Raw genomic sequence first — 24,556 nt, forward strand, 5'->3', positions numbered from 1 at the left:
GTCTTTTCTGGTTTTGTTCCTGTATATGATCCGATGTCGCGGGCGAGCCTTTTGGTGCTCGCGTCACATGCCCGCCGCGTTTCGGGGGCATCACTCCAATAGAGAGGGGGCGCTATCATGGCCCAGTCACTACCCAGTATCGTTTCCGGCGAAGGCGGCCTCAGCCGCTACCTGGAAGAAATCCGCCGCTTCCCCATGCTTCAGCCGCAGGAAGAGTACATGCTCGCCAAGCGTTATGCCGAGCATGAAGACACGTCCGCCGCGCACAAGCTCGTCACCAGCCATTTGAGGCTCGTCGCCAAGATCGCCATGGGCTATCGCGGCTACGGCCTGCCGATCGGCGAAGTGATCTCGGAAGGCAATGTCGGCCTGATGCAGGCCGTCAAGAAATTCGAACCCGAGCGTGGCTTCCGCCTCGCGACCTACGCCATGTGGTGGATCAAGGCCTCGATCCAGGAGTACATCCTGCGCTCGTGGAGCCTGGTCAAGATGGGCACGACCGCCAACCAGAAGCGCCTGTTCTTCAACCTGCGCAAGGTGAAGGGCAAGATCCAGGCGCTGGATGACGGCGACCTAAAGCCCGATCAGATCGCCGAGATCGCCACGCGGCTCAACGTTTCCGAAGCCGAAGTGGTGTCGATGAACCGCCGCCTGTCCGGCGACGCCTCGCTCAACGCCCCGATCCGGGCGACGGAAGGCGAGTCCGGCGAATGGCAGGACTGGCTGGTCGACGACCACGAAAGCCAGGAAGAGATGCTGATCGAGCAGGACGAGCTGGAAAACCGGCGCGGCATGCTGTCCGGCGCTCTGGCCGTGCTCAACGATCGCGAGCGGCGCATCTTCGAGGCGCGTCGCCTTGCTGAGGAGCCGCTGACCCTGGAAGAGCTGTCGGCCGAGTTCGACATCAGCCGCGAACGCGTGCGCCAGATCGAGGTGCGCGCCTTCGAGAAGGTGCAGGATGCAGTCAAGGCCGCCGCCAAGCGACAGATGCAGGCGTTGCGCACCATCGAGGCGCAGCCGGCAGCGTAAAGCCGGGTTCGGCAACAAGATCAAAAGGCGGCGTCAGGAAACTGGCGCCGCCTTTTTCATATTCGGCTGGCGGTTGGCGAAAACCGGGACCATGGCCAATCTCCCCCCTTGCGGGGGAGATGTCCGGCAGGACAGAGGGGGTTGTGAAGGAACGCTACTTTTCGATTTCAGCCATCTCCGGCCGGACGTCAGTTTAGACGGCCAGCTACAATTGGTTGACAGGTCGGCGGGACAGCCCCCTTCTGCCCTGCCGGGCATCTCGCCGGAGATCGGCAGTTTCACCGGCGGTGACGCACAAAAATATCCCTCAAAGCCCATCCAGCGGAAACTTCAGATATCGCCGGCCATTGGCCTCCGGTTCCGGCAGCCGTCCGCCGTTCATGTTGACCTGCAGTGCATGCAGGATCAGCCTGGGCATCGGCAGGGACCGGTCACGCGCCTCGCGCAAGGCGACGAACTCGGCCTCGCTGTGCGCGGCGACCAGATGGATGTTCGTGGCCTTCTGCGCGGCCACCGTGCTTTCCCACAGAGGCTCGCGGCCGCCGGCCTGATAATCATGGCCGACGAAGACGCGCGTTTCATCTGGCAAAGCCAGGATGGCCTGGATCGAATGCCAGAGCCGCAAGGCGCTGCCGCCGGGAAAATCCGCCCGCGCCGTGCCGCTGTCGGGCATGAACAGCGTATCGTGGATGAAGGCGGCGTCGCCGACCACGTAGGTGATCGACGCCAGCGTATGTCCAGGCGAAAACAGCACCTTGACCGGAAGTGTTCCGATCCGGAAGGTCTCGCCCTCCCCAAACAGCCTGTCCCACTGCGAGCCATCAGCAGGAAAATCCGGCCAGTTGTAGATTGCCTTCCACAGGTTCTGGACATCGACGACCCTGTCGCCGATCGCTGTCGGCGCCCCGGTCTTCTCCCTCAGGTAATGCGCGGCGGAGAAATGGTCGGCATGCGGGTGAGTGTCGAGGATCCACTCCAGCTCCAGCCCGTTTTCCCTCATGAAATCGAGCAAGGCATCCGCGCACTTCGTACCCGTTGCGCCGGATTTCTCGTCGAAGTCGAGGATCGGGTCGATGATGGCGCAGCGCTTCGTGGCCGGATCGGCGACGATATACTGGATGGCCCCGGTCGGCTTGTCATAGAAGCCCCTGACCTGCGGTCTTGCCAAAGCAATGTCCAAACCGAGCTCCCAACCCAACGCCGCGGCAGGAATGATTTTCTCCACCGAACCCCGACAAAGGCATGCTTGTCCAGCCCTACTGGCCAGTCAAGCATGACGTGGCCCGTAGGGGTGAAAAAGACGAAAAACGTTCCGGCGCCTGTTCAGGCCGATGGCTGCTTGGTCTTCCTGAGATAAGGCAGGATGGTTTCGTAGGCGCCGAAACGCTTGATCGCATCCTCGTTGGAAACGGCGGCCGTGATGATGACGTCCTCGCCCTGCTTCCAGTTCGCCGGCGTCGCCACCTGGTGCTTGGCGGTCAGTTGCATGGAGTCGACCGCGCGCAGGACCTCATCGAAGTTGCGGCCCGTGGTCATCGGATAGGTCAGCACCAGTTTGATCTTCTTGTCCGGTCCGATGACATAGACCGAGCGCACCGTGGCGTTGTCGGCGGGTGTGCGGCCTTCCGACGTCTCGCCGGCGCCGCCTGGCAGCATATCGTAGAGCTTGGCGACTTTGAGATCCTTGTCGCCGATCAGCGGATAGTTCACGGAATGGCCGGTCGCCGTCTTGATGTCGGCCTGCCATTTGTCGTGGCTCGCAACCGGATCGACCGAAATGCCGATGATCTTGACGTTGCGCTTCTTGAACTCGCCTTCGAGCCCCGCCATCGTGCCGAGCTCGGTCGTGCAGACCGGAGTGAAGTTCTTCGGGTGGCTGAACAGGATCGCCCAGCCGTCGCCGATCCAGTCATGGAATTTGATCACCCCTTGGGTGGTCTCGGCGGTGAAGTCCGGTGCGATATCGTTGATACGAAGGCTCATGATCTATCCCTACCCTTGACAATGCCGCAAACCCGCTGCCGCGGCCCGACACCTTTTTAGCACTCCCGGCAGCGCCGACAAAATGCTTATACCTGCCAGCTGCAGCGCTGGCGGCGAAAAAGATTCTGTCCTCGATGGAAATTGCGGCAGGATTTTCGGATGTCCGCCGAAGTCGAAGCTGTCTCTGCCGGAGACAGGTCTGCATGAAACAACAGATCCGGCGCGCGATGCCGTTCAACCGCGACTTGCTCAGGCCTTGTTGACCGCCAGCGTCGCCGTGAGATCTTCCATGCGCTGCGCCAGCGCGCCGAGCGCATTGGTCAGCACGCTGTCGCTCTTGTCGGCCTTGGTCAGCGCCTCGTCGCGCGTCTTGCGCAAGGTCAGCACTTCGCTTTCCATGCCCTTGACGCGTTTCTGCAGCTCGGAAAGCTCATCCATCACCATGATCCCGGCCATCACGGTCAGCCGCTGGTCGCCGATCTCGCCGAACGAGTCCTTCAGGTGTGAAACATAGCGGTCGAAGCGTTCGGCAAGGTCGATCAGATGCTCTTCCTGGCCCTCGTCGCAGGCCATGCGATACTGCTTGCCGTCGATTGAAACCGTGACCTGTGCCATCGGGCCAGCTCCTATCTGTCCAACACGGCGCGGATGGTTTCCATGGCGGTTACCAGCCGTCGCGAGACTTCCTTGTTGGCGTCTTCCAGCCGTTCGGCGCGTGCTTCGGAATTGTCGAGTTCCTGCGCCAGCCGCGAGCGGTCGGCATTCATCCGCTGCACCTCGGCCTCGGCTTCCGAGTAGTCGCGTTCGTGCTCGAGCTTGGCCGCGACGGCGTTTTCCAGCCCCTCCATGGCCTTGCCCAGCCTGGCGATCACTTCCTTGAGCGTGGTTTCCCCGGTCATGGCGTTCGTCCTGTGCCCTGCCCATCACCGAATCGTTCGCGTTCAGAACGCGTTATATCGGAAACATTAGGCACCGGGTGAAGGCGACGTCAACAAAGCTCTCGCGACTGTCCCCCGCTAACGCTAATGTAGGCCCGCCGTCGGCATCACAAGACCGGCAAATATGCACCCGATTTGTTGACTAAAAGCCCGCGCCTGCTATGTGTCGCGCACCCTTTTCAAGGGCTCTCCCAAGCCCCAAACCCCCATTTCTGGAGGAACCATGACGTCGCGTGAACAACATGACCGGATGGCCAATGCGATCCGTTTTCTCTCCATGGACGCCGTCGAGAAGGCGAATTCCGGCCATCCCGGCCTGCCCATGGGTTGCGCCGATATCGCCACGGTGCTGTTCACGCGCTTCCTGAAATATGACCCCAAGGCCCCGCACTGGGCCGACCGCGACCGTTTCATCCTGTCAGCCGGCCATGGTTCGATGCTGCTCTATTCGCTGCTTCATCTGACCGGTTACGAGGACATGACGCTCGACCAGATCAAGCACTTCCGCCAGCTGGGCTCGAAGACGGCTGGCCACCCCGAATACGGCCATGCCACCGGCATCGAGACGACCACCGGCCCGCTCGGCCAGGGCCTCGCCAATTCGGTCGGCTTCGCGCTCGGCGAGCGCATCATGAATGCCGCCTTCGGCAACGATCTCGTCGACCACTACACCTACGTGCTGGCCGGCGACGGCTGCCTGATGGAAGGCGTTTCCCAGGAAGCCATCGCGCTGGCCGGGCATCTGAAGCTCAACAAGCTGATCGTCTTCTGGGACAACAACAACATCTCGATCGACGGCCCGGTCTCGCTCGCCGACAACACCGACCAGGTCGCCCGCTTCCAGGCCTCCGGCTGGAACGCCAGCCACATCGACGGCACGGATCCCGAAGCCATCGCCTATGCCATCGAAGCCGCCCGCCATTCCGACAAGCCGACGATGATCGCCTGCAAGACGACCATCGGATTCGGCGCGCCGACCAAGGCCGGCACCAACAAGGCGCACGGCTCGCCGCTTGGCGCCGACGAGATCGCCGGCGCACGCAAGTTCTTCAACTGGGACTCGCCGCCCTTCGAAATCCCGGCCGACATCCTCGACGCCTGGCGCACCGCCGGCAAGGCTGGCGTCAAGGCACGCACCGATTGGGAAGGTCGCCTCGCCAAGGCCGACGCCAAGCTGAAGGCGGAGTTCGAGCGTCGCACCAGCGGCAAGCTGCCGTCCAATTTCGACGCCGTCATTGCCGACTACAAGAAGAAGCTCTCGGCCGACAAGCCGAAGGTCGCCACCCGCAAGTCTTCGGAAATGGCGCTCGAAATCATCAATGGCGCCGTGCCCGAAACCATCGGTGGCTCCGCCGACCTCACCGGCTCCAACAACACCAAGACCAGCCAGACCAAGAACATCACGCCGGACGATTACGGCCAGCGCTATGTCCACTACGGCATCCGCGAGCACGGCATGGCCGCCGCGATCAACGGCCTGACGCTGCATGGCGGCCTCATCGCCTATGGCGGCACCTTCCTGTGTTTCTCCGACTATGCCCGCCCATCGATGCGGCTTGCCTCGCTGATGGGCATCCGCTCGATCTTCGTCATGACCCATGATTCCATCGGTCTGGGCGAAGACGGCCCGACCCACCAGCCGGTCGAGCATATGGCGGCGCTGCGCGCCATCCCGAACCACAATGTCTTCCGTCCGGCCGACGCGGTGGAAACCGCCGAATGCTGGCAGATCGCCCTTGAATCGGAGAAGACCCCGTCGACCCTGGCGCTGACCCGCCAGAACCTGCCGACGGTGCGCACCGAGCACTCGGACAAGAACCTGAGCAGCCAGGGCGCCTACGAACTGGCCGCGGCCAGCGGCGAGGCGGCGGTGACGATCTTCGCCACCGGTTCCGAAGTCGAGATCGCGCTTGGCGCCCGCGACTTGCTGGAGAAGCACGGCCACCCGACCCGCGTCGTGTCGGTGCCTTGCTTCGAACTGTTCGACAAGCAGAGCGATGACTATCGGAAGAAGACGATCGGCAACGCGCCGATCAAGATGGCGATCGAAGCCGGCATCCGCCAGGGCTGGGATCATCTCATCGGCTCCGACGGCATCTTCATCGGCATGACCGGCTTCGGCGCCTCGGGCACCATCGAGCAGCTCTATCCGCATTTCGGCATCACCGCCGAGGCGGCTGCCAAGGCGGCGGAAGCCCGTCTGCACGGCAAATAACCGATTGAAGTGCCCAGGCCCACGAAACTGCGTTTGCCTTTTCGTGGGCTGGCCCAACCTAATCGATTTAAATCCATGCCTTGAATGGCTGGATTCTTCGGCCGTCCGCCGCTATGAAGCTGCGGACCAAATTACCTTCCAACTCCCAGGGAGAGAAACATGACCGTCAGAGTTGCCATCAACGGATTCGGCCGCATCGGCCGCAACATCCTGCGCGCCATCCATGAGTCCGGCCGCAAGGACATCGACGTCGTCGCCGTCAACGATCTCGGCCCGGTCGAAACCAACGCGCACCTGCTGCGCTACGACAGCGTGCACGGCCGCTTCCCGCACGAGGTGAGCGTCGATGGCGACCAGATCACCGTCGGCAAGGAAAAATTCAAGGTCACCGCGATCAAGGATCCGACGCAGCTGCCCTGGAAGGAACTCGGTGTCGACATCGCCCTCGAATGTACCGGTATCTTCACCGCCCGTGACAAGGCCGCCGCGCACCTCACCGCCGGCGCCAAGCGCGTGCTGGTGTCCGCACCCGCCGACGGCGCTGACCTCACCGTCGTCTACGGCATCAACCACGACAAGCTGACCAAGGACCACATCGTCATCTCGAACGCGTCCTGCACCACCAACTGCCTGGCGCCGCTGGCCGCCGTGCTGCACGAGACGGTCGGCATCGAAAAGGGCATGATGACGACGATCCATTCCTACACCGGCGACCAGCCGACGCTGGACACCATGCACAAGGACCTCTACCGCGCCCGCGCCGCAGCGCTGTCGCAGATCCCGACCTCGACCGGTGCCGCCAAGGCGATCGGCCTCGTGCTGCCCGACCTCAAGGGCAAGCTCGACGGCATCTCGATCCGCGTGCCGACCCCGAACGTCTCGGTCGTCGACTTCAAGTTCATCGCCAAGCGCGCAACCACGGTGCAGGAAATCAACGAAGCGGTGATCGCCGCCTCCAACGGCAAGCTCAAGGGCATTCTCGGCGTCACCCATCACCCGAATGTCTCGATCGACTTCAACCACGATCCGCGTTCCTCGATCATGGCGCTCGACCAGACCAAGGTGATGGACGGCAACTTCGTTTCGGTGCTGTCCTGGTACGACAATGAATGGGGTTTCTCCAACCGCATGGGCGACACCGCGGTCGCCTTCGGCAAGACCATCGCCTGATCGAAGGTCCGTCTTCGCAAGACCCTGAAACGCCCGGCTTCGCCCGGGCGTTTTCATTTGCCGGAGCCGCAACGGTCAGCCGCCCGAAAATCAGCGGCATAGGCCAAAAAACCACCCTCCCGCCTTGCGCTGGCCATGCCTTCGCCCCACTCTCCGTTGAATCGGGAAAGCATTACAGCGCCGCGCGTCCTCGGACGCGCAAAGGACGCTGTAACACTTTGACTTGGCGCATGATCCTTTCCGAAATCGATCCCGATTTCGGGGTCATGCGTCAGGAATTCGAGGGGCAAATCACGGATGGAGCATGCGATCTATCTCGTCACGCTGGTCGGCACAGCGCTTGTCGTCGCCGCCGCGTTTTCGAGCCTGATCGCCTTCCGCTTCGGCGCCCCCCTCCTGCTTCTGTTTCTCTGCATCGGGCTCGCCACCGGAACCGACGGCCTCGGCATCGAATTCGACAATGCCCGCGTCGCCTATTTTGCCGGCTCACTGGCGCTTGCCGTCATCCTGTTCGATTCCGGTTTCGGCACGCCGCTCAATGCCTTGCGGCAGGCGGCGGGGCCGGCGCTGTCGCTGGCGACCTTCGGCGTGCTGCTCACCACTGGCCTGTTCGGGGCCGCCGCCTACTATCTGCTCGACCTCAGCTGGCTGGAATCCTTCCTGCTCGGGGCTGCCGTCGCGTCCACCGACGCGGCTGCGGTGTTCTTCCTGCTGCGCGCCGGCGAGATCAATTTGCGCGAGCGCGTGCGCTCCACGCTTGAGGTGGAATCCGGCACCAATGATCCGATCGCCATCTTCCTCACCATCACGCTGGTCGAGATCATCGCCGCCCACGCCAATCCCGAAACCAACGTCCTGATCGCCAACCTGGTGCTGGGCTTCCTCGTCAACATGGGCCTCGGCGCCGTTGTCGGCATACTCGGCGGTCTCGGCATCGTGCGTCTCGTCGACCGGCTCAACCTCGATCATGGCCTGCTGCCGATCTTCGTGCTGACGCTATCGCTGATGGTTTTCGCCGCCGCAGGCGCCATTGGCGGCTCGGGCTTTCTGGCGGTCTATCTTGCCGGGCTCATCGCCGGCAATTCCGACATCCGCGCCGTCACCATCCTCAAGCGCTTCCAGGATGGTATGTCGTGGCTGGCACAGATCATCATGTTCCTGATCCTCGGCCTGTTCGCGACGCCCTCGCAATTCCCGGCGATCATGCTGCCGGCGATAGCGCTTGGCCTGTTCCTGATGTTCATCGCCAGGCCGATCGCGGTCTGGCTCTGCCTGATCCCGTTCCGCTTGCCTCGCCCTGAGGTCGCCTTTGTTTCCTGGGTCGGCCTGCGCGGCGCGGTTTCGATCCTGCTGGCCATCACCCCGCTGCTCGGCGGACTGGAGAATGGCCGCACCATCTTCAACGCCGCCTTCATCATCGTGCTTGTGTCGCTGGTTATCCAGGGCTGGACGGTCGGCCCGCTGGCGCGTCGCCTTGGCCTCATCGTGCCCGCGCGCCTCGGCCCGCTGGACAAGGTCGAGCTGGAATTGCCGGGGTCCGCCCACCACGAGCTGCTTGCCTATCGCGTGGCACAAGGCAGCCCGGTGGCACGCGGCGAGCGCATTCCGCGCTGGGCGCGGCCCTCGCTGGTGCTGCGCGACGGCCGCTCGATGCGCTTCCAGGACATGGGCCGGCTCGCCGCCGGCGACCAGGTCTACATCTTCGTGCCCGACCGCTATCCACGCCTGCTCGACAAGCTGTTCGCCAGCCGCGCCGTCGTCGATCCCGAGGACGCCGATTTCTTCGGCGCCTTCGCCGTCGACCCGGCACGCTCGGCCGCCGAACTGGAAGCCGCCTACGCGCCGGGCCTGACCGAAGCTGAGCAGAAGCAGACCGTCGGAGCGCTGGTCACCGCGCGGCTCGGCGGCCATGCCGAATATGCCGACCGTGTGCTGATCGGTCCGATCGAGCTGATCGTCAGGGATGTCGATGACAAGGGCAGGATCACCGGGCTGGGTCTCTCCTTCGAGCCCACCGCGCCGGTGGCGCGGGTGCCGGTCTTCCTCAGTGCCGGCGAGATCGTCGACCGCCTCGCTGCCTTCATCCGCGATTGGCGCAGACCGGTGGTAACGCAGGTGGCGGCAAAGACGGATGACGCCCCTGAGCCGCCGGTCGAAAAGGCAGCGACGGGAAGCTGACTGCGGCGCTCGTTTGCGCCTCCCTCATCCACGTCGGCGCTGTCTTCACGGACTGTGTGCCCGCCCGCCTCAAAATTTCGTCCCGAACCCAGCCCAAGCCTTGCATCGTAGCCGATGCGGGGTATGGTCCCGGCGATTTTTCGAGGAAAGGGATCGGCATGGCTGCCTTCAGGACACTGGACGACATCGGCAACATCAGCGGCAAGCGCGTGCTGGTGCGCGTCGACCTCAACGTTCCCGTCGCCGACGGCAAGGTCACCGACGCCACCCGCATCGAGCGCATCGCGCCGACCATCGCCGAGCTGTCCGGCAAGGGCGCCAAGGTCATCCTGCTCGCCCATTTCGGCCGCCCCAAGGATGGCCCCTCTCCCGAATTCTCGCTGGAGCCGATCGCGAAAGCGACGGCGCAGGTGCTCGGCCGTCCCGTCGGCTTTGCCTCGGACTGCGTCGGCGACACGGCGGGAAGCGCGGTCGCTGCAATGAACAAGGGCGACGTGCTGCTGCTCGAAAACACCCGCTTCTACAAGGCCGAGGAGAAGAACGATCCGGCCTTCACCGAACGGCTCGCCGCCAATGGCGACATCTTCGTCAACGACGCCTTTTCGGCCGCGCATCGCGCCCACTCCTCGACGGAAGGGCTGGCACACCTCTTGCCAGCCTTCGCCGGCCGCACCATGCAGGCCGAACTCGAAGCATTGGAGAAGGGCCTGGGCAACCCGGTCCGTCCGGTCGTCGCCATCGTCGGCGGCGCCAAGGTCTCGACCAAGATCGACCTGTTGATGAACCTGGTGAAGAAGGTCGACGCGCTGGTCATCGGTGGCGGCATGGCCAACACCTTCCTCGCCGCGCGCGGCACCAATGTCGGCAAGTCGTTGTGCGAGCACGATTTGGCCGCGACCGCCAAGCAGATCATGATCGAGGCAGCCGAGGCCGGCTGCGCCATCATCCTGCCGGTCGACGGCGTCGTCGCCAAGGAATTCAAGGCGGGCGCTGCCTGCGAAACCGTCGCCATCTCGGAGGTGCCGGCCGACGGCATGATCCTCGATGTCGGCGCAAAGACCGTGACGGCCGTCGGCGAATGGATCGACCGCGCCGCGACGCTGGTCTGGAACGGCCCGCTCGGCGCTTTCGAGATCGCACCCTTCGATCACGCCACGGTGGCCGCGGCCAAGCATGCCGCGGCGCGCACCAAGGCCGGCAAGCTGGTCTCCGTTGCCGGGGGCGGCGATACGGTGGCAGCGCTCAACCACGCCGGTGTCGCCGACGACTTCACCTATGTCTCGACCGCCGGCGGCGCGTTCCTGGAATGGATGGAAGGCAAGCCGCTGCCCGGCGTCGATGTGCTGAAGCGGTAGGCATTCCAGGAAAAACGGGCAATCCGATCAACTCGGCGAGAGCCGGAGAGGCGGCCCGGGACTTTCAATCGATTCGAGCTTTCCGATGCCATTCCTTTGGCGGTAGACTTCCGTTATGCGCGGAAGAACCCCTTCAGGAGGAAGCAAGTATGAGCGAACGTCTCGAAGACATTGCCGCCGCGATGGTGGCGGGCGGCAAGGGCCTGCTGGCCGCCGATGAAAGCTCGGGCACGATCAAGAAGCGCTTCGACGTCATCGGCGTCGAATCGACCGCCGATAGCCGCCGCGACTATCGCGAGATGATGTTCCGCGCCAAGGACGCGATGACGAAGTATATTTCCGGCGTCATCCTCTACGATGAGACCATCCGCCAGAAGGCCGCCGACGGCACGCCGCTGGTCGACATCATCAAGGCTTCAGGCGCCATTCCCGGCATCAAGGTCGATGCCGGCGCCAAGCCGCTGGCCGGCTTTCCCGGCGACACCGTCACCGAAGGCCTCGATGGCCTGCGCGAGCGGCTTGCCGACTATTACCAGCTCGGCGCCCGCTTCGCCAAATGGCGCGCGGTGATCGACATCGATACCGGCAAGGGCGTGCCCTCGGCCAGCTCGATCGCTGCGAACACCCACGCCCTCGCCCGCTACGCAGCGCTTTGCCAGGAAGCCGGCATCGTGCCGATCGTCGAGCCGGAAGTGCTGATGGACGGCGCCCACGACATCGACACTTGCTACGAGATATCGAAGGCGACACTGATCAAGCTCTATGACGAACTGCATGCAGCCCGCGTCGTGCTCGAAGGCACCATCCTGAAGCCCAACATGGTCCTGTCGGGCAAGAAGTCAGGCACGGTGGACAGCCCTGAGGAAGTCGCCGAGAAGACCATAAAACTGTTCCGCCAGACGGTGCCCGCGGCGGTGCCGGGCATCGCCTTCCTTTCCGGAGGCCAGGAGGACGAGGAGGCGACCGCAAACCTCAGCGCGATCAACGCCATCGGTCCGCACCCGTGGAAGCTGACCTTCTCCTACGGCCGCGCGCTGCAGGCCGCCCCGCAGAAGGCCTGGAGCGGCAAGGCTTCGAACGTCGCCGCCGGCCAGGCCGCCTTCACCCACCGCGCCCACATGAACCACCTTGCGGCGCTGGGCAAATGGAAAGCGAGCCTGGAACAGGCCGCCTGACCACATCTTTTTCGTCTTCCTTCAAACCCGGGCCGCCGCGCCCGGGTTTTTGTTTGTGGCATGCCGGGCTTGGGACGGCGCGTCTCCACCCTTATCTCCTCTGCGGCGATGTCGGTTTTCGCTCGTCCCGAACGTCCTTGGGATGCAGACAGGGAGAGATACATGCATCGCAACAAGGTTGTTTCACGCGAAGACTGGTTCCAGGCGCACAAGGCGCATCTGGCACGCGAGAAGGAACTGACGCGGCTGCGCGAGCGCGTCGCGGCCGAGCGGCGCGAGCTGCCGTGGCTGAAGATCAGGAAGGACTATGTCTTCGAGACCGGGCAAGGACCGAAGAAACTGGCCGACCTGTTTGGCGCCAACAGCCAGCTGATCGTCTACCACTTCATGTTCGGTCCGGGCTGCTCGCATCATTGCGAGGGCTGCTCCTTCCTTGCCGACCATATCGACGGCGCCAATCAGCACCTCAAGCACCACGACGTGTCGCTGGTCGTGATCTCGCGCGCGCCGCTGGCTGAGCTTCTGCCCTACAAGCAGCGCATGGGCTGGAAGTTCGACTGGGTGTCGTCCTATGCGTCGGATTTCAACTTCGACATGCAGGTCTCTTTCACCGACAGGCAGATCGCCGCCGGTGAAACCACCTACAATTTCGAGACCCGTCCCCGCACCTCGAAGGAACTTCCCGGCACCAGTGTTTTCTACAAGGACGAGAACGGCGACATCTTCCTCACTTTCACGTCGCGCGCCCGCGGCGGCGAGGCGCAGATCGGCACCTATGACTATCTCGACATGACGCCGAAGGGCCGTAACGAGAACGGTCCCTATCACGGCCTGATGGACTGGGTGCGGCTGCATGATGAATATCAGGACAACCAGGCCGGCAAGTCCAACTGCTGCGACTGAAGGCGTTCACCTCGGCCCGAACATGCGATAAGCCTGCCTGATCATTTCACGGTATCGCCATGCGCTTCCCGGCCCTTCTCACCTGGCTCGCCTACCCCGTCTATGTCTGGCAGGGCTTGGGCGTGCGCCGTCGCACCACCCGCATGCTGCCGGCGCAGGGGCCGGTCATGCATGAACTATCAGGCGAAGCACCTGCGATCTCGCTGCTGGTGCTGGGCGACTCCTCCGCCGCCTCGGTCGGCATCGGCAACTCCGAAAACGGACTAGCCGCGCAGCTCGCCGTGCTGATTTCGCGGCGCACCGGCCGCACTGTCCGCTGGCGCGCCGCCGGCTTCAATTCGGCGACATCGGGCCAGATCCGCGATCATGTCCTGCCCAATCTGTCGGCCGATCCGTGGACGCACATCCTGCTGGCCATCGGCACCAACGACACCAAGAATTTCCACTCGGTGCCGCGCTTCAAGAAGGAGTTCGGCGGCCTGCTCTATGGGCTACGCGCCAAATGGCCGGAGGCGCGCGTGGTGTGGTCGCCGGTGCTGGAGTTCACCCGCGCGCCGGCGATGCCGCCGCTGCTCGGCAAGATCCTGGAAGTCCGCGCCACCGCGATGAACCGAATGGGCGAGCGCCTGTGCCTAGAGCGCGGCGCGGTGCCCGCACCTCGCCTGCCGATCACCGATCCCGAGGCAGGGTTCGCCTCGGATGGCTTCCATGCCTCGGAGGCCGGCTACCGGGTGTGGGCCGAGCATCTTGTCGGCCCAGTGATCGCCGGCTGAACGCCGACCGGGTAGGCTCTGTCTTGGCCGCCCTATGTCAAATGCCCGAACACGGCGGCCAGCGAGATCGCGGCCATGGCGAGCAGCGCCAGCTTCCAGAAATCAGCCCGTCGCTTGAGCCCGGGCCAGCCGAGCGGCTTGATCAGCTGGATGACCATGAAGCCGATAATGACAAGGGCGAGGAATTTCGTCATGCCGCCTTTGACCAGCAACGTGGCTGGCTGTCAAAGCGGATCGTCCGGTCTCCGGGGAAGAACCGGCGCCGCGATCCCGAACCGGGACGCGGCGCCCGCCTTGAGCGCGCAGCGGCCTATTTCAGCGGCTTCAGCCCAGCCTCGATCGAAGCGCGCCTTGCTTCGAGGAATGGCGGCAGGGCCAGGCTTTCGCCCAGCGTCTCCAGCGGCTCGTCAGCGGTGAAGCCCGGCCCGTCGGTGGCGATCTCGAACAGGATGCCGTTCGGCTCGCGGAAATAGAGCGAGCGGAAGTAATAGCGCTCGACCTCGCCGCTCGACGGCAGGCGGAATTCGGCCAGGCGCGCCGTCCACTGATGTAGCGTCTCCTGGTCCGGCGCCCTGAACGCAACGTGATGGACCGCACCGGCGCCTTGCCTTGCCGGCGCGACACCTGGCTGCACCAGGACATGCAGCTCCGCCGCCGGCCCACCCTCGCCCATTTCAAAGACGTGAACCTGGCCTTCCGGCGACCCATACTCCCGCGCCTTGCGCATGTTCATGACCCCCGTCACCACCGCCTCGGTGTTGGTGACGTCGGGGACACTGATGACGATCGGTCCGAGCCCGCGGATCTGGTGCTCGGCCGGCACCGGACTTTGCGCCCAGGGATGGCTATCGCCCTTGCCCCCATCGCTGACCAGCCGCAGGCGCTGGCCCTCGGGGTCTTCGAAATCCAGGCTGGCATAGCCGCCAATCTCGGCGATTTCTCCTGTCGCGATCGTCTCGTCGGTCAGGCGCTGTTTCCACCAGGCAAGGCTTTCCCGGCTGCCGACCCTGAGGCCGGTCCGCACGATGCTGTGCGTCCCGCGCCGCTCGCTCCCGACCGGCCAGTCGAAGAAGGTGAGGTCGGTGCCCGGCGTAGCCTCGCCGTCAGCATAAAAGAGGTGGTAGGCCGAGGTGTCGTCCTGGTTCACCGTCTTCTTGACCAGCCGCAAGCCGAGCACCTTCGTGTAGAAGTGAAGATTGCCGGGCGCGTTGGCCGTGATGGCGGTGAGATGGTGGATTCCTGTCAGTTGCAGGCTCATCGGGTGTCTCCCTGTCTTGGGGGGAATTTTCTCCTTCCATATCGGAACGGCAGCCATGACGCTAAAGGCCACGCGCTCCGACAGTCCGTCGCCGCTGATTGAACAACGGCAGATTGACTTTCCCCTAATCAGTGAACACTCCGCTGTCGGTAAGCTGGTCGGAAGCCGTGGTCCCAAGAACCACACCCCGGCGACCCGCGCCCGTCCGCGCTATTGTCGTGCGCCTGCCATCCTCCTGACAGACTGCTGTCAGGAGGGGTATGCGATACTGTCTCCAGTCAGAGAGAGGAGAATAGTCATGAACGGGTTTACCATTCTTCGCGGCGTGCAGCACTATGTCGGCAAGGTGCGGACCATGCGCAACGAAATCCGCACCCAGCGCTTCATGAATTCGCTGCCGGCGGACATCCGCAAGGATATCGGCTGGCCGGACATGTATGCCGATCGTCGCCATCGCGGCAATTGAGACAAGATTTAGAGACAGCGCGTTGGACATGGGCGCGTCAACGCCCAGATATATCGCGACATGCATGAAAACAAAGTCCGGCGCTAAAGGGATGGAGCGGGCTTATGCCTGATCGGAAGACAATCGGCTTTCTGTTCATCGAAGGCTTCGCCGACTGGGAATATGGCTTGCTGGCGGCCTCGGCGGTGGAATGGTTCGGCGCCCGCGCCGTCTCGCTGACGCCTGAAGGCAAGCCGGTAACCGGAATCAGCGGTTTTCGGCTAACGCCCGACCGCTCCGCGAGTGTCGATGAGAATGCAGATCTCGATGCCGTCGCCGTAATCGGTTCCGATCAATGGGCGGGCAAGGCACAGCCGGATGTCGCAGGACTGCTTACGGCCGTCGCGTCCCGCGACGGCGTCGTTGGCGGCATCTGCGCCGGGACGCTTGCGCTGGCCCGGGCCGGCCTGTTCGCGAAGGCCAGGCATACCAGCAATGGCCGCGACTGGATCAACCGCCACGAAGCCGGTTATGCCGGCGACATCAACTACCAGGACGTCCTGCATGCCGTGGCCGACGGCAGGATCGTTTCCGCGCCGGGTTCGGCGCCCGGCACCTTCGCCCTTGCCTTTTTGCAGACGCTCTACCCCGAAAAGGGCGGCGATCTCGCGCAGATGCGGGGGCTGTTCGCCAGGGAGTATGCTGAAGCCTCCTGACAGTATGCTGTCAGGAGCTGCGTGCGATGGTGGGATAATGCGCATGGCCGGCCGAGAGGACGATCGATGAAAAGCTGGAACGACAGGCTGAACACGCCGGGCGTCAACGGCGTGAAACCAACGCCGCGCACGATGGGAGACGTCGTCGAAGGCCAGCCGATGCTGGTGCCGACGGCGCGGCAGGTCGACGATTTCATCCGTTCCATTCCCCAAGGCGTCGAGATGGACGTGCGCGCGTTGCGCACCGCGCTTGCCGTCGAACATGGCGCCGAAGTGACATGCCCGGTCACCATAGGCTATCATCTGCGCACCGTTGCCGAAGCCGCCAGGGAGGATCTCGAACGCGGCATGACGCTGAGCGACATCGTCCCATTCTGGCGCGTGCTCGATGCGAAGACGCCGACAACGAAAAAACTGTCCTTTGGCGCGGAGTTCGTTGCCGCGCAGCGCAAGCGCGAAGGGCTGAAACCTTAATGCATGTCATTTGGAAGTGGATCCTGTCCGGGAGCCACTGCATGCATAGAGCAATTCCGGTGTGGAACGGTTTTCCGTCCGGAATTGCATCAAGACAAAGAGTTGGAGCAGGTCGCCGTTTCCATAAAACGGTGAACTGCTCCAGGAAAAACACTGGGGAAGCAAACGATGCGCCGCGCCGACAGGCTCTTTCAGATCGTGCAGCATCTGCGTGGTGGCCGTCTGGTCACCGCCCAGAAGCTCGGCACGTGGCTCGAGGTTTCCGAGCGAACGATCTATCGCGACATAGCCGACCTGCAGTCGACCGGGGTGCCGATCGACGGCGAGGCTGGCGTTGGCTACATGATGAGGGAGGGTTTCGACCTTCCGCCACTGATGTTCACGCGTGACGAGATCGTGGCGCTGGTTGCCGGCGCGCGCATGGTGCGCGCCTTCGGCGGCGCCGCCATGGCGCGTGCCGCCGACGAGGCGCTGGTCAAGATCGGCGCCGTGCTTCCCGATGCCGAGAAGGACCGCATTGCCCGCACCGAGATCCACACGCCGATGTGGGTGGTCAGCGACGCCGCCCGCGAGGCGATCGACCTGATCGAGCGCGCGGTGGAAAAGCGCCAGGTGCTGACCATCGACTACTCGGACGAGGCAGGGCGCGGCACCGCGCGCGACATCCGGCCGCTCGGCCTGTGGTTCTGGGGCAAGGTATGGACGCTGGTCGCCTGGTGCGAGATGCGCGACGACTTCCGCGCCTTCCGCATCGACCGCATCGCCTCGGTGGTCATCGCCGGCCGCATCTTCAAGCCGGAGCGCGGCAAGCAGCTCGCCGACTTCTACCGCGCGGTGGAACGCAGCGAGGACTACGGCATGGCGCCGGACCGCGCGGCGCGAAGCTGACAAAAAAGCCCGCTCGAAGCGGGCTTTTTTGTCGTCATGTTGCGGGCGCTCATTTCTCGTCGTCGGAATCCTCGTCCTTCGATTTCAGTGCCGAGAGCTTGGCGAACACGGCGTTGGCATCGAGTTCGGCGTCCTCGTCCTTGGGCTTCTCCGGGGCCGGCACCAGCCGCTCGGTCAGGGCCGCCGGCAGCAGCGTGTCGCCGACCGGCTGTGCCTGTTCGCGGCCACGCGAAGCGCGGTTGACTTCCATGTCGAGGTCGATCTGCGAGGCAAGGCCCAGCGTCACCGGGTCCATCGGCTGCAGGTTGGCCGAATTCCAGTGCTTGCGTTCGCGGATCTGCTCGATCGTCGACTTGGTGGTGCCGACGAGGCGCGAAATCTGCGCGTCCTTGAGTTCGGGGTGGTTGCGCACCAGCCACAGAATGGCGTTCGGCCGGTCCTGGCGCTTCGACAGCGGCGTATAGCGCGGCCCTTTGCGCTTGGATTCGGGCACGCGAACCTTGGGGTCCGAGAGCTTCAGCCGATGGTTGGCATCCTTCTCGGCGCGCGCGATCTCGTCGCGGGTCAGCTGGCCGGTCATGATCGGGTCCATGCCCTTGATGCCTTGCGCCGATTCGCCATCGGCGATCGCCTTGACCTCGAGCGGATGCAGCCCACAGAACTGCGCGATCTGCTCGAAGGAGAGCGCGGTGTTGTCGACCAGCCAGACGGCGGTCGCCTTGGGCATCAGCAGCGTATTGGCCATTTTTAAAAATCCTTCTCGTTCGCCCGCGTTCCCGCGCGGGCGGTGGTTTAGAGCCACCAAAATGGGAAATTCGCGGCCTGTATAACCGTTCCCTGCCCGTTTCGCAACGTTTTTGGATGCACTCGCCGGAAACCGCGAACCGGAGGCTAACGGAACGGCTCGGCGCCCTTGAGCAGCGCCACCGGCCGGGTCTGCTGGCGGGTTGGCGCCACCACGCGGTCATGCGGCAACCGCCTGCCAAAGTGCCATGCCGAAAACTGAGGTCAAGCCCGCCGCCGCCGATATCACGGGACAGTTGACCGGCCGCTTTTTCTTGGCCCAAAAAGACAAAACCCGCCGGACAGTGTCCAGCGGGTTCGGAACCGGAGACGGGTAACGTCTCGACGGCTCTACTTCCAGGCGTGTACCCGGCCCCGTGGCCGGGTCACGCTTGAAGTCAGATCGCCTGACGGGCGATCCGTTCGATGTCGCCACGGTTGATGCCGAGGTCGCTGAGCTGACGTGCGTTGAGGCGGTTCAGTTCACGCACGGTCTCGTTGTACATACGCCAGTTACGGAAAGCGCGGATCGGGTTCATGGTAGTCCTCCAAATGGGGTGTTCGTTTCGATGATGCTCAAATAGTCATCATGGAGGGCGACTTGAATGACTGATTTTGCATAGCAATGATGCAAATGCTGCATTGCACCATTAAGGTTCTGTTCATCTTGTAGGCAGGCGCGTGCCGCGTTGACTCAGGCCACAGAGATACCAGCCAGGCAGGCATCACCGAATGTCGATACGCCTATTCAACAGCCTGCTAGCCGACGTCGAGCACGATCTTGCCGATATGCTCGCCCTCTTCCATCCGCTCGTGCGCGCGCCAGGCTTCGCCAAGGGGGAAGATCATGTCCATGACGGGAGCAACCTTGCGTGTGCCAAGCAGGGGCCACACCTGCGCTTCGAGCGCCGCCGCGATCGCCGCCTTGAATTCGACGGTACGCGGCCTCAGCGTCGAGCCCGTATGGGTCAGCCGCTTGACCATGATTTTCGAAAAATCGGCGCTGGCGACGGCGCCAGCCTGCGCGGCGATCTGGACGATGCGGCCTTCGACGGCCGCGGCCTCGTAGTTTCGCTGAACATAATCGCCGCCGACCATGTCGAGGATGACATTGGCGCCCTTGCCATCCGTCGCCTCCTTGACCGCCGTGACGAAATCCTGCTCGCGATAATTGATCGCCCGGTCGGCACCGAGCTTCAGGCAGGCGTCGCACTTCTCCTTGCTGCCGGCGGTGGTGACGACATAGGCGCCGAAGGCCGAGGCAAGCTGGATCGCCGTGGTGCCGATGCCGGATGAGCCACCATGCACCAGCAGCGTCTCGCCCTTCTTCAGGCCGCCGCGTTCGAACACATTGTGCCAGACGGTGAAATAGTTTTCCGGCACCGCCGCCGCTTCGGTGTGCGTGAAGCCGGCCGGCAGCGGCAGCACACTGCCGGCATGGACCTTGACATATTCCGCGTAGCCGCCGCCCGGCGTCAGCGCGCAGACCCGGTCGCCGATGCGCCAGCGCGATATCTCGTCGCCAAGGGCGGCGACTTCACCCGACGCCTCAAGGCCCGGCAGGTCCGATGCGCCGGGCGGTGGCGGATAGGCGCCCTTGCGCTGCTGCACGTCGGGCCGGTTGACGCCGGCGGCATGCACCTTGATCAGGATCTCGCCGGGACCGGGCTGCGGCACGTCGCGCATTTCCGGTTTCAGCACCCGTGGGCCGCCCGGCTCCGAAATCGCGATCGCCGTCATCCTTGCCGGAATTTTCTGTCCGCTCGCCATGAAGTTTCCCGTCTTTCCTCGCCGCATTCCTACCGGCTGTTTGCATCGACACCCCCGCCCTATGTATGCTCATTGCCAAATCAGGCAAATGGCCAATCTGGTGTGGCGGAGGAGGAGCGACGATGGCGATCTTCGACGACGAACCCAAGAAGAAGGCGCGCCCGCACGAAATCGGGCAGGATCTGGCGCTGCTGTCCGTCGGTGAACTGTCAGAACGGATCGGCATCCTGCGCGACGAGATCGCCAGGCTGGAGGCGGAGCTCAAAACCAAGGACAGCACCAAGTCGGCGGCCGAGGCACTGTTCCGCCGCGGATAATCCGTCAGCGGCACGGGCCGCCGCCGAAAAGCCCGAATGCGACTGTCTTCAGACCCTGTCACCCGTTCCAGAGTCCAGCCGGATCAAAAAATGCTCGCATCCTACAGACCGATCCTTTCCCTGCTTCGCGGCACCGCCTTCCTGCTGGCGGCATCGGGACTGCACGGGCTGCTGCTGCCGCTGCGCGGCCAGGTGGAGGGCTTCTCGACCGCATCGCTCGGCCTGATGGGCACGGCCTGGGCAGGCGGCTTCGTCACCGGCTGCTTCTTCGCGCCGCGCATCGTACGCCGTGCCGGACATGTGCGCGCCTTCGGTGCCTTTGCCGCCTCCGGTGCCATCGTGGCGCTGCTCACCGGTCTCATCATCGACGAATATGTCTGGATCCTGCTGCGCGCCTTCACCGGCTTCACCATGGCCGGCGCCTTCATGGTCATCGAGAGCTGGCTGAACGAGAAAGCCACCAACGAGAACCGCGGCACCGTCTTCGGCCTCTACATGATGGTCACCTATGCCTCGATCATGGGCGGACAGATGATCGTCGCCGGCGGCGACGTGAAGTCGGCGTCGCTGTTCATGATCACCGGCATCCTGTTCTGCCTGTCGTTGATCCCGACCGCGGTGTCGACGGCGTCGCACCCCAAGCCGCTGCAGGACGTCAAGCTCGACGTCAAAGGGCTTTACGCCAACTCGCCGGTCTCCGCGATCGCCTGTCTATTGATCGGCATCGCCAATGGTGCCTGGGGCACGCTCGGTGCCGTCTATGGCGCTCGCATCGGCATCTCCACGGCGGAAATCGCCTTGATGATGAGCCTCGTGGTCGTTGCCGGCGCCGCCATGCAGCTTCCCGCCGGACGCCTGTCCGACAAGACCGACCGCCGTTTCGTGCTGGCGGGTGCCGCCTTCGGCGCGGCGCTCGTCGCGCTCATGATCTTCCTGTTCGAACCGCGCTCCGGTGTCTTCGTCATCGTCTTCACCGCAGCCTACGGCGCCTTCGCCTATACGCTCTATTCGATCGCCGTCGCGCATGCCAACGACCACGCCCGGTCGGAGGATTTCGTCAAGGTATCGGGCGGGCTGCTGCTGCTCTACGGCTTCGGCACCATGATCGGGCCGTTGCTGGCCGCGGCCCTGATGGGCTGGATGCGTCCGGAGGGCCTGTTCCTGGCAACCGCCTTCGCGCATCTCTGCCTGGGCGGCTACACGCTGCTGCGCATCAGCCGCCGCGCCCCGGTGCCGATCGAAGGCCGTGACGCCTTCAAGACCCAGCCGGCCGACCGCTCCGTCACGCCGGAAGCACTGCGTCTTGACCCAAGAAGAAAAGCAGAAGCAAGCAGTTGAGATTCGAAAGACTTTGCCCCACAAATAAGCGATGATGTTTTCCGACGCCTTCATGGCGATCGCCGACCCCAATCGGCGCCACCTTCTCGAAGAACTTCGACGCGGCCCGAAGACCGTCAACGAGTTGGCAGCCGGGCTGCCGGTTTCACGCCCGGCCGTCTCACAGCATCTGAAAGTTTTGCTCGACGCCGGTCTGGTCCATGCCAAGGCCGAAGGCACGCGGCGTGTCTATACAGTAAGCAACGCCGGCTTCCTGAGACTCAACATCTGGCTCGATCAATTTTGGGAAGCCTGATTTTTTGATGTGCTTGCCGGCTTCTCGGCCTTCAGTTGCCGGAGCTTAAAAAAGCGCCGAGCAAATCGAGCAACACCCCGGTCCCGTGCTCACGTGTGTCCGACGTGTCGTGACCGTCGAGGAAAGCACCCTGCTCGGTCAACACCAGCCGCGTACCCATGCCTTCGGGACGAAGTTCGATCGTGGCCAACGATACCGAGATGCGGGTTGCGCCGAACAGCATGTCATAGCTGTAGACGATGCGCTGGTCCGGCACGATGTCCTGATAGGTGGCGGTGTAGACGTGGATCGGCCCGTCCTTCGGCCCGCCGGCATTGACCTCCTTGCCGCCGACGCGAAAGTCCAATTCAAAACGGCCGGGCATCGGGTTGTCGGGATCGGTGAACCAGCGCCGCTTGGCGTCCGGGTTGCTGAGCGCGAAGAAGACTTTCGACGGCGGCGCCGGATAGAGGCGCTCGATGACGAAGGTGGAGTGCACAACGGATCGTTCGGTCATGGAATGCGTCCTCGTTGGTCAGCTGGAATGGTTCTGTGGAATGAAAACACCGCAGCGGTGGGCCGATCTGTTTTGCCGGGCATGATCGTCTCCTGCTTCGTTTCAACTTTCAGCGAGAAAGTCGCCGAGCCGATCCAGCCGGCGCTCCCAGGACAGACGCCGCTCGTTGATCCAGTGTTCGGCCGCTCTCAAGGCTTTCGGCTCGATCTGGCAGGTCCGCACCCGCCCAACCTTGCGCGTGCGCACCAGCCCGCTTGCCTCCAGGAGGTTCAGGTGCTGGACGACGGCCGACAGCGACATCGCCAGCGGCTCGGCCAGCTGGCTGACCGAGGCAGGGCCGCGCGACAGCCGGTCGACCATCTGCCGCCGCGCCGGATCGGCGAGCGCCTGGAACATCAGGTCGAGCTGGGCGGGATCGTGCAGCATCGCGGTCAGCCGTTATTGTAGGGGAAGAGCTTGAAGTAGGGCTGCGCCTCCTCGATCACCCTGCTGAAGGCGGGGCGCTGCAGCAAGCGGTCGTGATAGCCTTTCACGGCCGGGTATTTGTCGCCGAGCGGTTCCACCTTGTTGGCATAGAAGAGCGCCGGAGAGGCCGCGCAATCGGCCATGGTGAAGGCATCGCCCATCGCCCAGACCTTCGACTGCATCTCCTGCTCGACGATGGCGTAGGAATTGCGCAGCTGGTCGCGCGCCTGCTCGACGCCGAACGGATCGGTCTTGTCCTGCGGCCGCAACCGGTCGCCGACGATCTTCTGCATCGGCTCCTGCACATAGAAATCATAGAAGCGATCGGCTTGGCGGACCGCCAGCGCCTGGTCGATATCGGCGGGAACGAGTTCGACCGGCCCTGGATAGTGCGCGGCCAGATATTCGACGACGATGGTCGATTCCAGCACCGTGCGGTCGCGCGCATCGTCGCGCAGCGCCGGCATCTTCCCGGTCGGCGAAATCTTCAGGAAGGCGCCCCGCGAGCAGGCATCGCCGAGATCGACGATGACTGGCGTGAATGGCGTGCCGTTCTCGTAAAGCGCGATCAGCGGCTTCCAGCAGAAGGAGGCCAGAGGATGGAAGTGAAGGGTCAGGGACATTCTTTTCTCGTCCGTTTCTGGTTTCATCGGAGGCCGGATGCTCGCGCCTTTAACACTGAAGCATTTACTTAACTATTGCGGCAAGCTTGTCCGTCAAGGCTCGCCCGGGACGTCTCAATTGGATCGGATATGCGCGACAATGGCGGCGGCGATCGCCGGCCAGTCTTGCGGATGCATCTCGTGGCCCCCGCCTTCGACGCGCAGGAGTTTCGCGCCGGCGACCGCCTTGGCCAGTGCCTCGCCATGCTCGACCGGGAAGATCGGATCGGTCGTGCCGTGGATGACCAGCAGCGGCGCCGTCATCTCGTGCAGGCGGCCGTTCCATTCATCACTTCCCTTGAGCAGGAAGTGATTGGTGGCGCTCAGGAAACCACCGGAACGGTCATAATCCCGTTCGATAAAGTCTCTCATTCCGGCCTCGTCGAAGGGATGCGCCGTGCTGGCGATCGCCCTGATATCCCGGACCATGAAATCGATCACCTGGCCGCGATCCGACCAGTCGACACCAGCGCCCTCGGCCGAATGCTCGGCGTAAGCATCGCTCATATGCGGCAGATGCGAGGTGTCCATGCCCATCGGCGAGCTGCTGATCACGATCAGCGACGCGACACGGGAGGGATGCTTGAGCGCCACGCGTTGCGCAATCATCCCGCCCATCGACATGCCGGCGACATGCGCCTTGCCGATGCCATGGCTGTCGAGGACACCGATCGCATCATCGGCCATGTCGTCGAATGTGTAGGGCGGCTCGCCGGGCGGATATTTGGTCGAGCGGCCGGTATCGCGATTGTCGTAGCGGATCACGTAGAGGCCGGCATCGGCGACTTTCCGGCAAAGCGCCTCCGGCCACCAGAGCATCGAGGCCATCGCGCCCATGATCAGCAGCAGCGGGGGATTTTCAGGATCGCCGAAAGCTTCGGATATGATCTCCGGGCGATTGATCGTCGTCATCGTATGGCCTCCCGATCC

28 protein-coding genes are annotated in these 24,556 nt (G+C 63.7%); 15 read left to right on the forward strand and 13 right to left on the reverse strand.

Annotated elements, in window-relative coordinates; all coding sequences use genetic code 11:
* Nucleotides 1-117: 117 nt before the first annotated feature.
* On the forward strand, nt 118-1,029 hold the full coding sequence (rpoH, locus tag LB577_RS11800; RefSeq protein WP_013892638.1) for an RNA polymerase sigma factor RpoH: 912 nt from the start codon (nt 118-120) through the stop codon (nt 1,027-1,029).
* Between the two features lie 307 nt (nt 1,030-1,336).
* Here the strand turns inward: rpoH and LB577_RS11805 are convergent, their stop codons facing one another.
* From LB577_RS11805 to LB577_RS11820, 4 genes are all read right to left on the reverse strand, one after another.
* Nucleotides 1,337-2,197, reverse strand: coding sequence for an MBL fold metallo-hydrolase (locus LB577_RS11805; protein ID WP_224686835.1), 861 nt, complete (start codon nt 2,195-2,197; stop codon nt 1,337-1,339).
* Between the two features lie 155 nt (nt 2,198-2,352).
* Entirely contained in the window at nt 2,353-3,012 is a 660-nt protein-coding gene (locus LB577_RS11810; RefSeq protein ID WP_224686836.1) for a peroxiredoxin, read from the reverse strand.
* A 249-nt stretch (nt 3,013-3,261) separates the two neighbouring features.
* Entirely contained in the window at nt 3,262-3,627 is a 366-nt protein-coding gene (locus LB577_RS11815; protein WP_013892635.1) for a cell division protein ZapA, read from the reverse strand.
* A gap of 11 nt (nt 3,628-3,638) precedes the next feature.
* On the reverse strand, nt 3,639-3,911 hold the full coding sequence (locus LB577_RS11820; protein WP_023763725.1) for a DUF4164 domain-containing protein: 273 nt from the start codon (nt 3,909-3,911) through the stop codon (nt 3,639-3,641).
* Between the two features lie 262 nt (nt 3,912-4,173).
* Between LB577_RS11820 and tkt the strand changes: the two genes are divergently transcribed.
* The 7 genes from tkt to LB577_RS11855 all read left to right on the forward strand — a co-directional run bounded on the left by tkt (nt 4,174) and on the right by LB577_RS11855 (nt 13,719).
* Entirely contained in the window at nt 4,174-6,165 is a 1,992-nt protein-coding gene (gene tkt, locus LB577_RS11825; RefSeq protein ID WP_224686837.1) for a transketolase, read from the forward strand.
* Between the two features lie 159 nt (nt 6,166-6,324).
* On the forward strand, nt 6,325-7,335 hold the full coding sequence (gap, locus tag LB577_RS11830) for a type I glyceraldehyde-3-phosphate dehydrogenase (RefSeq protein ID WP_013892632.1): 1,011 nt from the start codon (nt 6,325-6,327) through the stop codon (nt 7,333-7,335).
* Between the two features lie 297 nt (nt 7,336-7,632).
* The gene (locus LB577_RS11835) at nt 7,633-9,513 is read left to right on the forward strand and encodes a potassium/proton antiporter (RefSeq protein ID WP_224686838.1); all 1,881 of its coding nucleotides are present in this window, start codon (nt 7,633-7,635) and stop codon (nt 9,511-9,513) included.
* Nucleotides 9,514-9,671: 158 nt separating this feature from the next.
* Nucleotides 9,672-10,868: a phosphoglycerate kinase gene (locus tag LB577_RS11840; protein WP_013892630.1), complete on the forward strand. Its 1,197-nt coding sequence runs from the start codon at nt 9,672-9,674 to the stop codon at nt 10,866-10,868.
* Nucleotides 10,869-11,017: 149 nt separating this feature from the next.
* Nucleotides 11,018-12,043: a class I fructose-bisphosphate aldolase gene (locus LB577_RS11845; RefSeq protein ID WP_224686839.1), complete on the forward strand. Its 1,026-nt coding sequence runs from the start codon at nt 11,018-11,020 to the stop codon at nt 12,041-12,043.
* Between the two features lie 162 nt (nt 12,044-12,205).
* On the forward strand, nt 12,206-12,946 hold the full coding sequence (locus tag LB577_RS11850) for a DUF899 domain-containing protein (RefSeq protein ID WP_224686840.1): 741 nt from the start codon (nt 12,206-12,208) through the stop codon (nt 12,944-12,946).
* A gap of 59 nt (nt 12,947-13,005) precedes the next feature.
* Nucleotides 13,006-13,719 (forward strand): SGNH/GDSL hydrolase family protein, encoded by a 714-nt coding sequence (locus tag LB577_RS11855; RefSeq protein ID WP_224686841.1) that lies wholly within the window; start codon nt 13,006-13,008, stop codon nt 13,717-13,719.
* Between the two features lie 32 nt (nt 13,720-13,751).
* Here LB577_RS11855 and LB577_RS11860 read toward each other — a convergent pair whose 3' ends face one another.
* Entirely contained in the window at nt 13,752-13,913 is a 162-nt protein-coding gene (locus tag LB577_RS11860; RefSeq protein ID WP_224686842.1) for a hypothetical protein, read from the reverse strand.
* Nucleotides 13,914-14,029: 116 nt separating this feature from the next.
* Nucleotides 14,030-14,977, reverse strand: a complete 948-nt coding sequence (locus LB577_RS11865) for a ring-cleaving dioxygenase (RefSeq protein ID WP_224686843.1) — start codon at nt 14,975-14,977, stop codon at nt 14,030-14,032.
* Between the two features lie 298 nt (nt 14,978-15,275).
* Here LB577_RS11865 and LB577_RS11870 point away from each other — a divergent pair, with 298 nt between their 5' ends.
* The 4 genes from LB577_RS11870 to LB577_RS11885 all read left to right on the forward strand — a co-directional run bounded on the left by LB577_RS11870 (nt 15,276) and on the right by LB577_RS11885 (nt 17,500).
* Nucleotides 15,276-15,443: a hypothetical protein gene (locus LB577_RS11870; protein WP_013892624.1), complete on the forward strand. Its 168-nt coding sequence runs from the start codon at nt 15,276-15,278 to the stop codon at nt 15,441-15,443.
* Nucleotides 15,444-15,547: 104 nt separating this feature from the next.
* Nucleotides 15,548-16,138, forward strand: coding sequence for a DJ-1/PfpI family protein (locus tag LB577_RS11875; RefSeq protein ID WP_224686844.1), 591 nt, complete (start codon nt 15,548-15,550; stop codon nt 16,136-16,138).
* Between the two features lie 66 nt (nt 16,139-16,204).
* Nucleotides 16,205-16,612, forward strand: a complete 408-nt coding sequence (locus LB577_RS11880; protein WP_224686845.1) for a hypothetical protein — start codon at nt 16,205-16,207, stop codon at nt 16,610-16,612.
* Between the two features lie 168 nt (nt 16,613-16,780).
* A complete protein-coding gene (locus LB577_RS11885; RefSeq protein WP_013529238.1) occupies nt 16,781-17,500 on the forward strand; it encodes a helix-turn-helix transcriptional regulator in 720 nt (239 codons plus the stop codon).
* A gap of 49 nt (nt 17,501-17,549) precedes the next feature.
* Here the strand turns inward: LB577_RS11885 and LB577_RS11890 are convergent, their stop codons facing one another.
* The 3 genes from LB577_RS11890 to LB577_RS11900 all read right to left on the reverse strand — a co-directional run bounded on the left by LB577_RS11890 (nt 17,550) and on the right by LB577_RS11900 (nt 20,053).
* Nucleotides 17,550-18,245 (reverse strand): DUF1013 domain-containing protein, encoded by a 696-nt coding sequence (locus LB577_RS11890; RefSeq protein WP_023763715.1) that lies wholly within the window; start codon nt 18,243-18,245, stop codon nt 17,550-17,552.
* A gap of 436 nt (nt 18,246-18,681) precedes the next feature.
* Nucleotides 18,682-18,822, reverse strand: coding sequence for a DUF1127 domain-containing protein (locus LB577_RS11895; RefSeq protein ID WP_013892619.1), 141 nt, complete (start codon nt 18,820-18,822; stop codon nt 18,682-18,684).
* Between the two features lie 220 nt (nt 18,823-19,042).
* A complete protein-coding gene (locus LB577_RS11900) occupies nt 19,043-20,053 on the reverse strand; it encodes an NAD(P)H-quinone oxidoreductase (protein WP_224686846.1) in 1,011 nt (336 codons plus the stop codon).
* A gap of 122 nt (nt 20,054-20,175) precedes the next feature.
* On the opposite strand from LB577_RS11900, the gene LB577_RS11905 reads away from it, so the two are divergent.
* From LB577_RS11905 to LB577_RS11915, 3 genes are all read left to right on the forward strand, one after another.
* A complete protein-coding gene (locus LB577_RS11905; RefSeq protein WP_023763713.1) occupies nt 20,176-20,370 on the forward strand; it encodes a DUF1192 domain-containing protein in 195 nt (64 codons plus the stop codon).
* Between the two features lie 90 nt (nt 20,371-20,460).
* The gene (locus LB577_RS11910) at nt 20,461-21,708 is read left to right on the forward strand and encodes an MFS transporter (RefSeq protein WP_023763712.1); all 1,248 of its coding nucleotides are present in this window, start codon (nt 20,461-20,463) and stop codon (nt 21,706-21,708) included.
* A 31-nt stretch (nt 21,709-21,739) separates the two neighbouring features.
* Nucleotides 21,740-22,003, forward strand: a complete 264-nt coding sequence (locus tag LB577_RS11915) for an ArsR/SmtB family transcription factor (RefSeq protein WP_023763711.1) — start codon at nt 21,740-21,742, stop codon at nt 22,001-22,003.
* 31 nt (nt 22,004-22,034) lie between these two features.
* Here the strand turns inward: LB577_RS11915 and LB577_RS11920 are convergent, their stop codons facing one another.
* The 4 genes from LB577_RS11920 to LB577_RS11935 all read right to left on the reverse strand — a co-directional run bounded on the left by LB577_RS11920 (nt 22,035) and on the right by LB577_RS11935 (nt 24,538).
* Nucleotides 22,035-22,499 carry an SRPBCC family protein gene (locus LB577_RS11920; protein ID WP_224686847.1) on the reverse strand — a complete coding sequence of 155 codons (465 nt, stop codon included), beginning with the start codon at nt 22,497-22,499 and terminating at the stop codon, nt 22,035-22,037.
* A gap of 102 nt (nt 22,500-22,601) precedes the next feature.
* The gene (locus LB577_RS11925; protein WP_031257398.1) at nt 22,602-22,925 is read right to left on the reverse strand and encodes an ArsR/SmtB family transcription factor; all 324 of its coding nucleotides are present in this window, start codon (nt 22,923-22,925) and stop codon (nt 22,602-22,604) included.
* Nucleotides 22,926-22,930: 5 nt separating this feature from the next.
* Nucleotides 22,931-23,587: a glutathione S-transferase family protein gene (locus tag LB577_RS11930; protein WP_224686848.1), complete on the reverse strand. Its 657-nt coding sequence runs from the start codon at nt 23,585-23,587 to the stop codon at nt 22,931-22,933.
* A 114-nt stretch (nt 23,588-23,701) separates the two neighbouring features.
* Complete coding sequence (locus tag LB577_RS11935; protein ID WP_224686849.1) at nt 23,702-24,538, reverse strand: alpha/beta fold hydrolase; 837 nt, start codon at nt 24,536-24,538, stop codon at nt 23,702-23,704.
* Nucleotides 24,539-24,556: the final 18 nt, after the last annotated feature.

The organism is Mesorhizobium sp. B283B1A (assembly GCF_020165735.1).
GTDB classification, from domain to species: Bacteria; Pseudomonadota; Alphaproteobacteria; order Rhizobiales; family Rhizobiaceae; genus Mesorhizobium; species Mesorhizobium opportunistum.

What these genes read in the sequence shown, in the direction of transcription:
- rpoH (WP_013892638.1), top strand. Translation starts at nt 118, where the DNA reads ATGGCCCAGTCACTACCCAGTATCGTTTCCGGCGAAGGCGGCCTCAGC.
- LB577_RS11810 (WP_224686836.1), bottom strand. Translation starts at nt 3,012, where the DNA reads ATGAGCCTTCGTATCAACGATATCGCACCGGACTTCACCGCCGAGACC.
- LB577_RS11815 (WP_013892635.1), bottom strand. Translation starts at nt 3,627, where the DNA reads ATGGCACAGGTCACGGTTTCAATCGACGGCAAGCAGTATCGCATGGCC.
- LB577_RS11820 (WP_023763725.1), bottom strand. Translation starts at nt 3,911, where the DNA reads ATGACCGGGGAAACCACGCTCAAGGAAGTGATCGCCAGGCTGGGCAAG.
- tkt (WP_224686837.1), top strand. Translation starts at nt 4,174, where the DNA reads ATGACGTCGCGTGAACAACATGACCGGATGGCCAATGCGATCCGTTTT.
- gap (WP_013892632.1), top strand. Translation starts at nt 6,325, where the DNA reads ATGACCGTCAGAGTTGCCATCAACGGATTCGGCCGCATCGGCCGCAAC.
- LB577_RS11835 (WP_224686838.1), top strand. Translation starts at nt 7,633, where the DNA reads ATGGAGCATGCGATCTATCTCGTCACGCTGGTCGGCACAGCGCTTGTC.
- LB577_RS11840 (WP_013892630.1), top strand. Translation starts at nt 9,672, where the DNA reads ATGGCTGCCTTCAGGACACTGGACGACATCGGCAACATCAGCGGCAAG.
- LB577_RS11845 (WP_224686839.1), top strand. Translation starts at nt 11,018, where the DNA reads ATGAGCGAACGTCTCGAAGACATTGCCGCCGCGATGGTGGCGGGCGGC.
- LB577_RS11850 (WP_224686840.1), top strand. Translation starts at nt 12,206, where the DNA reads ATGCATCGCAACAAGGTTGTTTCACGCGAAGACTGGTTCCAGGCGCAC.
- LB577_RS11855 (WP_224686841.1), top strand. Translation starts at nt 13,006, where the DNA reads ATGCGCTTCCCGGCCCTTCTCACCTGGCTCGCCTACCCCGTCTATGTC.
- LB577_RS11860 (WP_224686842.1), bottom strand. Translation starts at nt 13,913, where the DNA reads ATGACGAAATTCCTCGCCCTTGTCATTATCGGCTTCATGGTCATCCAG.
- LB577_RS11865 (WP_224686843.1), bottom strand. Translation starts at nt 14,977, where the DNA reads ATGAGCCTGCAACTGACAGGAATCCACCATCTCACCGCCATCACGGCC.
- LB577_RS11870 (WP_013892624.1), top strand. Translation starts at nt 15,276, where the DNA reads ATGAACGGGTTTACCATTCTTCGCGGCGTGCAGCACTATGTCGGCAAG.
- LB577_RS11875 (WP_224686844.1), top strand. Translation starts at nt 15,548, where the DNA reads ATGCCTGATCGGAAGACAATCGGCTTTCTGTTCATCGAAGGCTTCGCC.
- LB577_RS11880 (WP_224686845.1), top strand. Translation starts at nt 16,205, where the DNA reads ATGAAAAGCTGGAACGACAGGCTGAACACGCCGGGCGTCAACGGCGTG.
- LB577_RS11885 (WP_013529238.1), top strand. Translation starts at nt 16,781, where the DNA reads ATGCGCCGCGCCGACAGGCTCTTTCAGATCGTGCAGCATCTGCGTGGT.
- LB577_RS11890 (WP_023763715.1), bottom strand. Translation starts at nt 18,245, where the DNA reads ATGGCCAATACGCTGCTGATGCCCAAGGCGACCGCCGTCTGGCTGGTC.
- LB577_RS11895 (WP_013892619.1), bottom strand. Translation starts at nt 18,822, where the DNA reads ATGAACCCGATCCGCGCTTTCCGTAACTGGCGTATGTACAACGAGACC.
- LB577_RS11900 (WP_224686846.1), bottom strand. Translation starts at nt 20,053, where the DNA reads ATGGCGAGCGGACAGAAAATTCCGGCAAGGATGACGGCGATCGCGATT.
- LB577_RS11905 (WP_023763713.1), top strand. Translation starts at nt 20,176, where the DNA reads ATGGCGATCTTCGACGACGAACCCAAGAAGAAGGCGCGCCCGCACGAA.
- LB577_RS11910 (WP_023763712.1), top strand. Translation starts at nt 20,461, where the DNA reads ATGCTCGCATCCTACAGACCGATCCTTTCCCTGCTTCGCGGCACCGCC.
- LB577_RS11915 (WP_023763711.1), top strand. Translation starts at nt 21,740, where the DNA reads ATGATGTTTTCCGACGCCTTCATGGCGATCGCCGACCCCAATCGGCGC.
- LB577_RS11920 (WP_224686847.1), bottom strand. Translation starts at nt 22,499, where the DNA reads ATGACCGAACGATCCGTTGTGCACTCCACCTTCGTCATCGAGCGCCTC.
- LB577_RS11925 (WP_031257398.1), bottom strand. Translation starts at nt 22,925, where the DNA reads ATGCTGCACGATCCCGCCCAGCTCGACCTGATGTTCCAGGCGCTCGCC.
- LB577_RS11930 (WP_224686848.1), bottom strand. Translation starts at nt 23,587, where the DNA reads ATGTCCCTGACCCTTCACTTCCATCCTCTGGCCTCCTTCTGCTGGAAG.
- LB577_RS11935 (WP_224686849.1), bottom strand. Translation starts at nt 24,538, where the DNA reads ATGACGACGATCAATCGCCCGGAGATCATATCCGAAGCTTTCGGCGAT.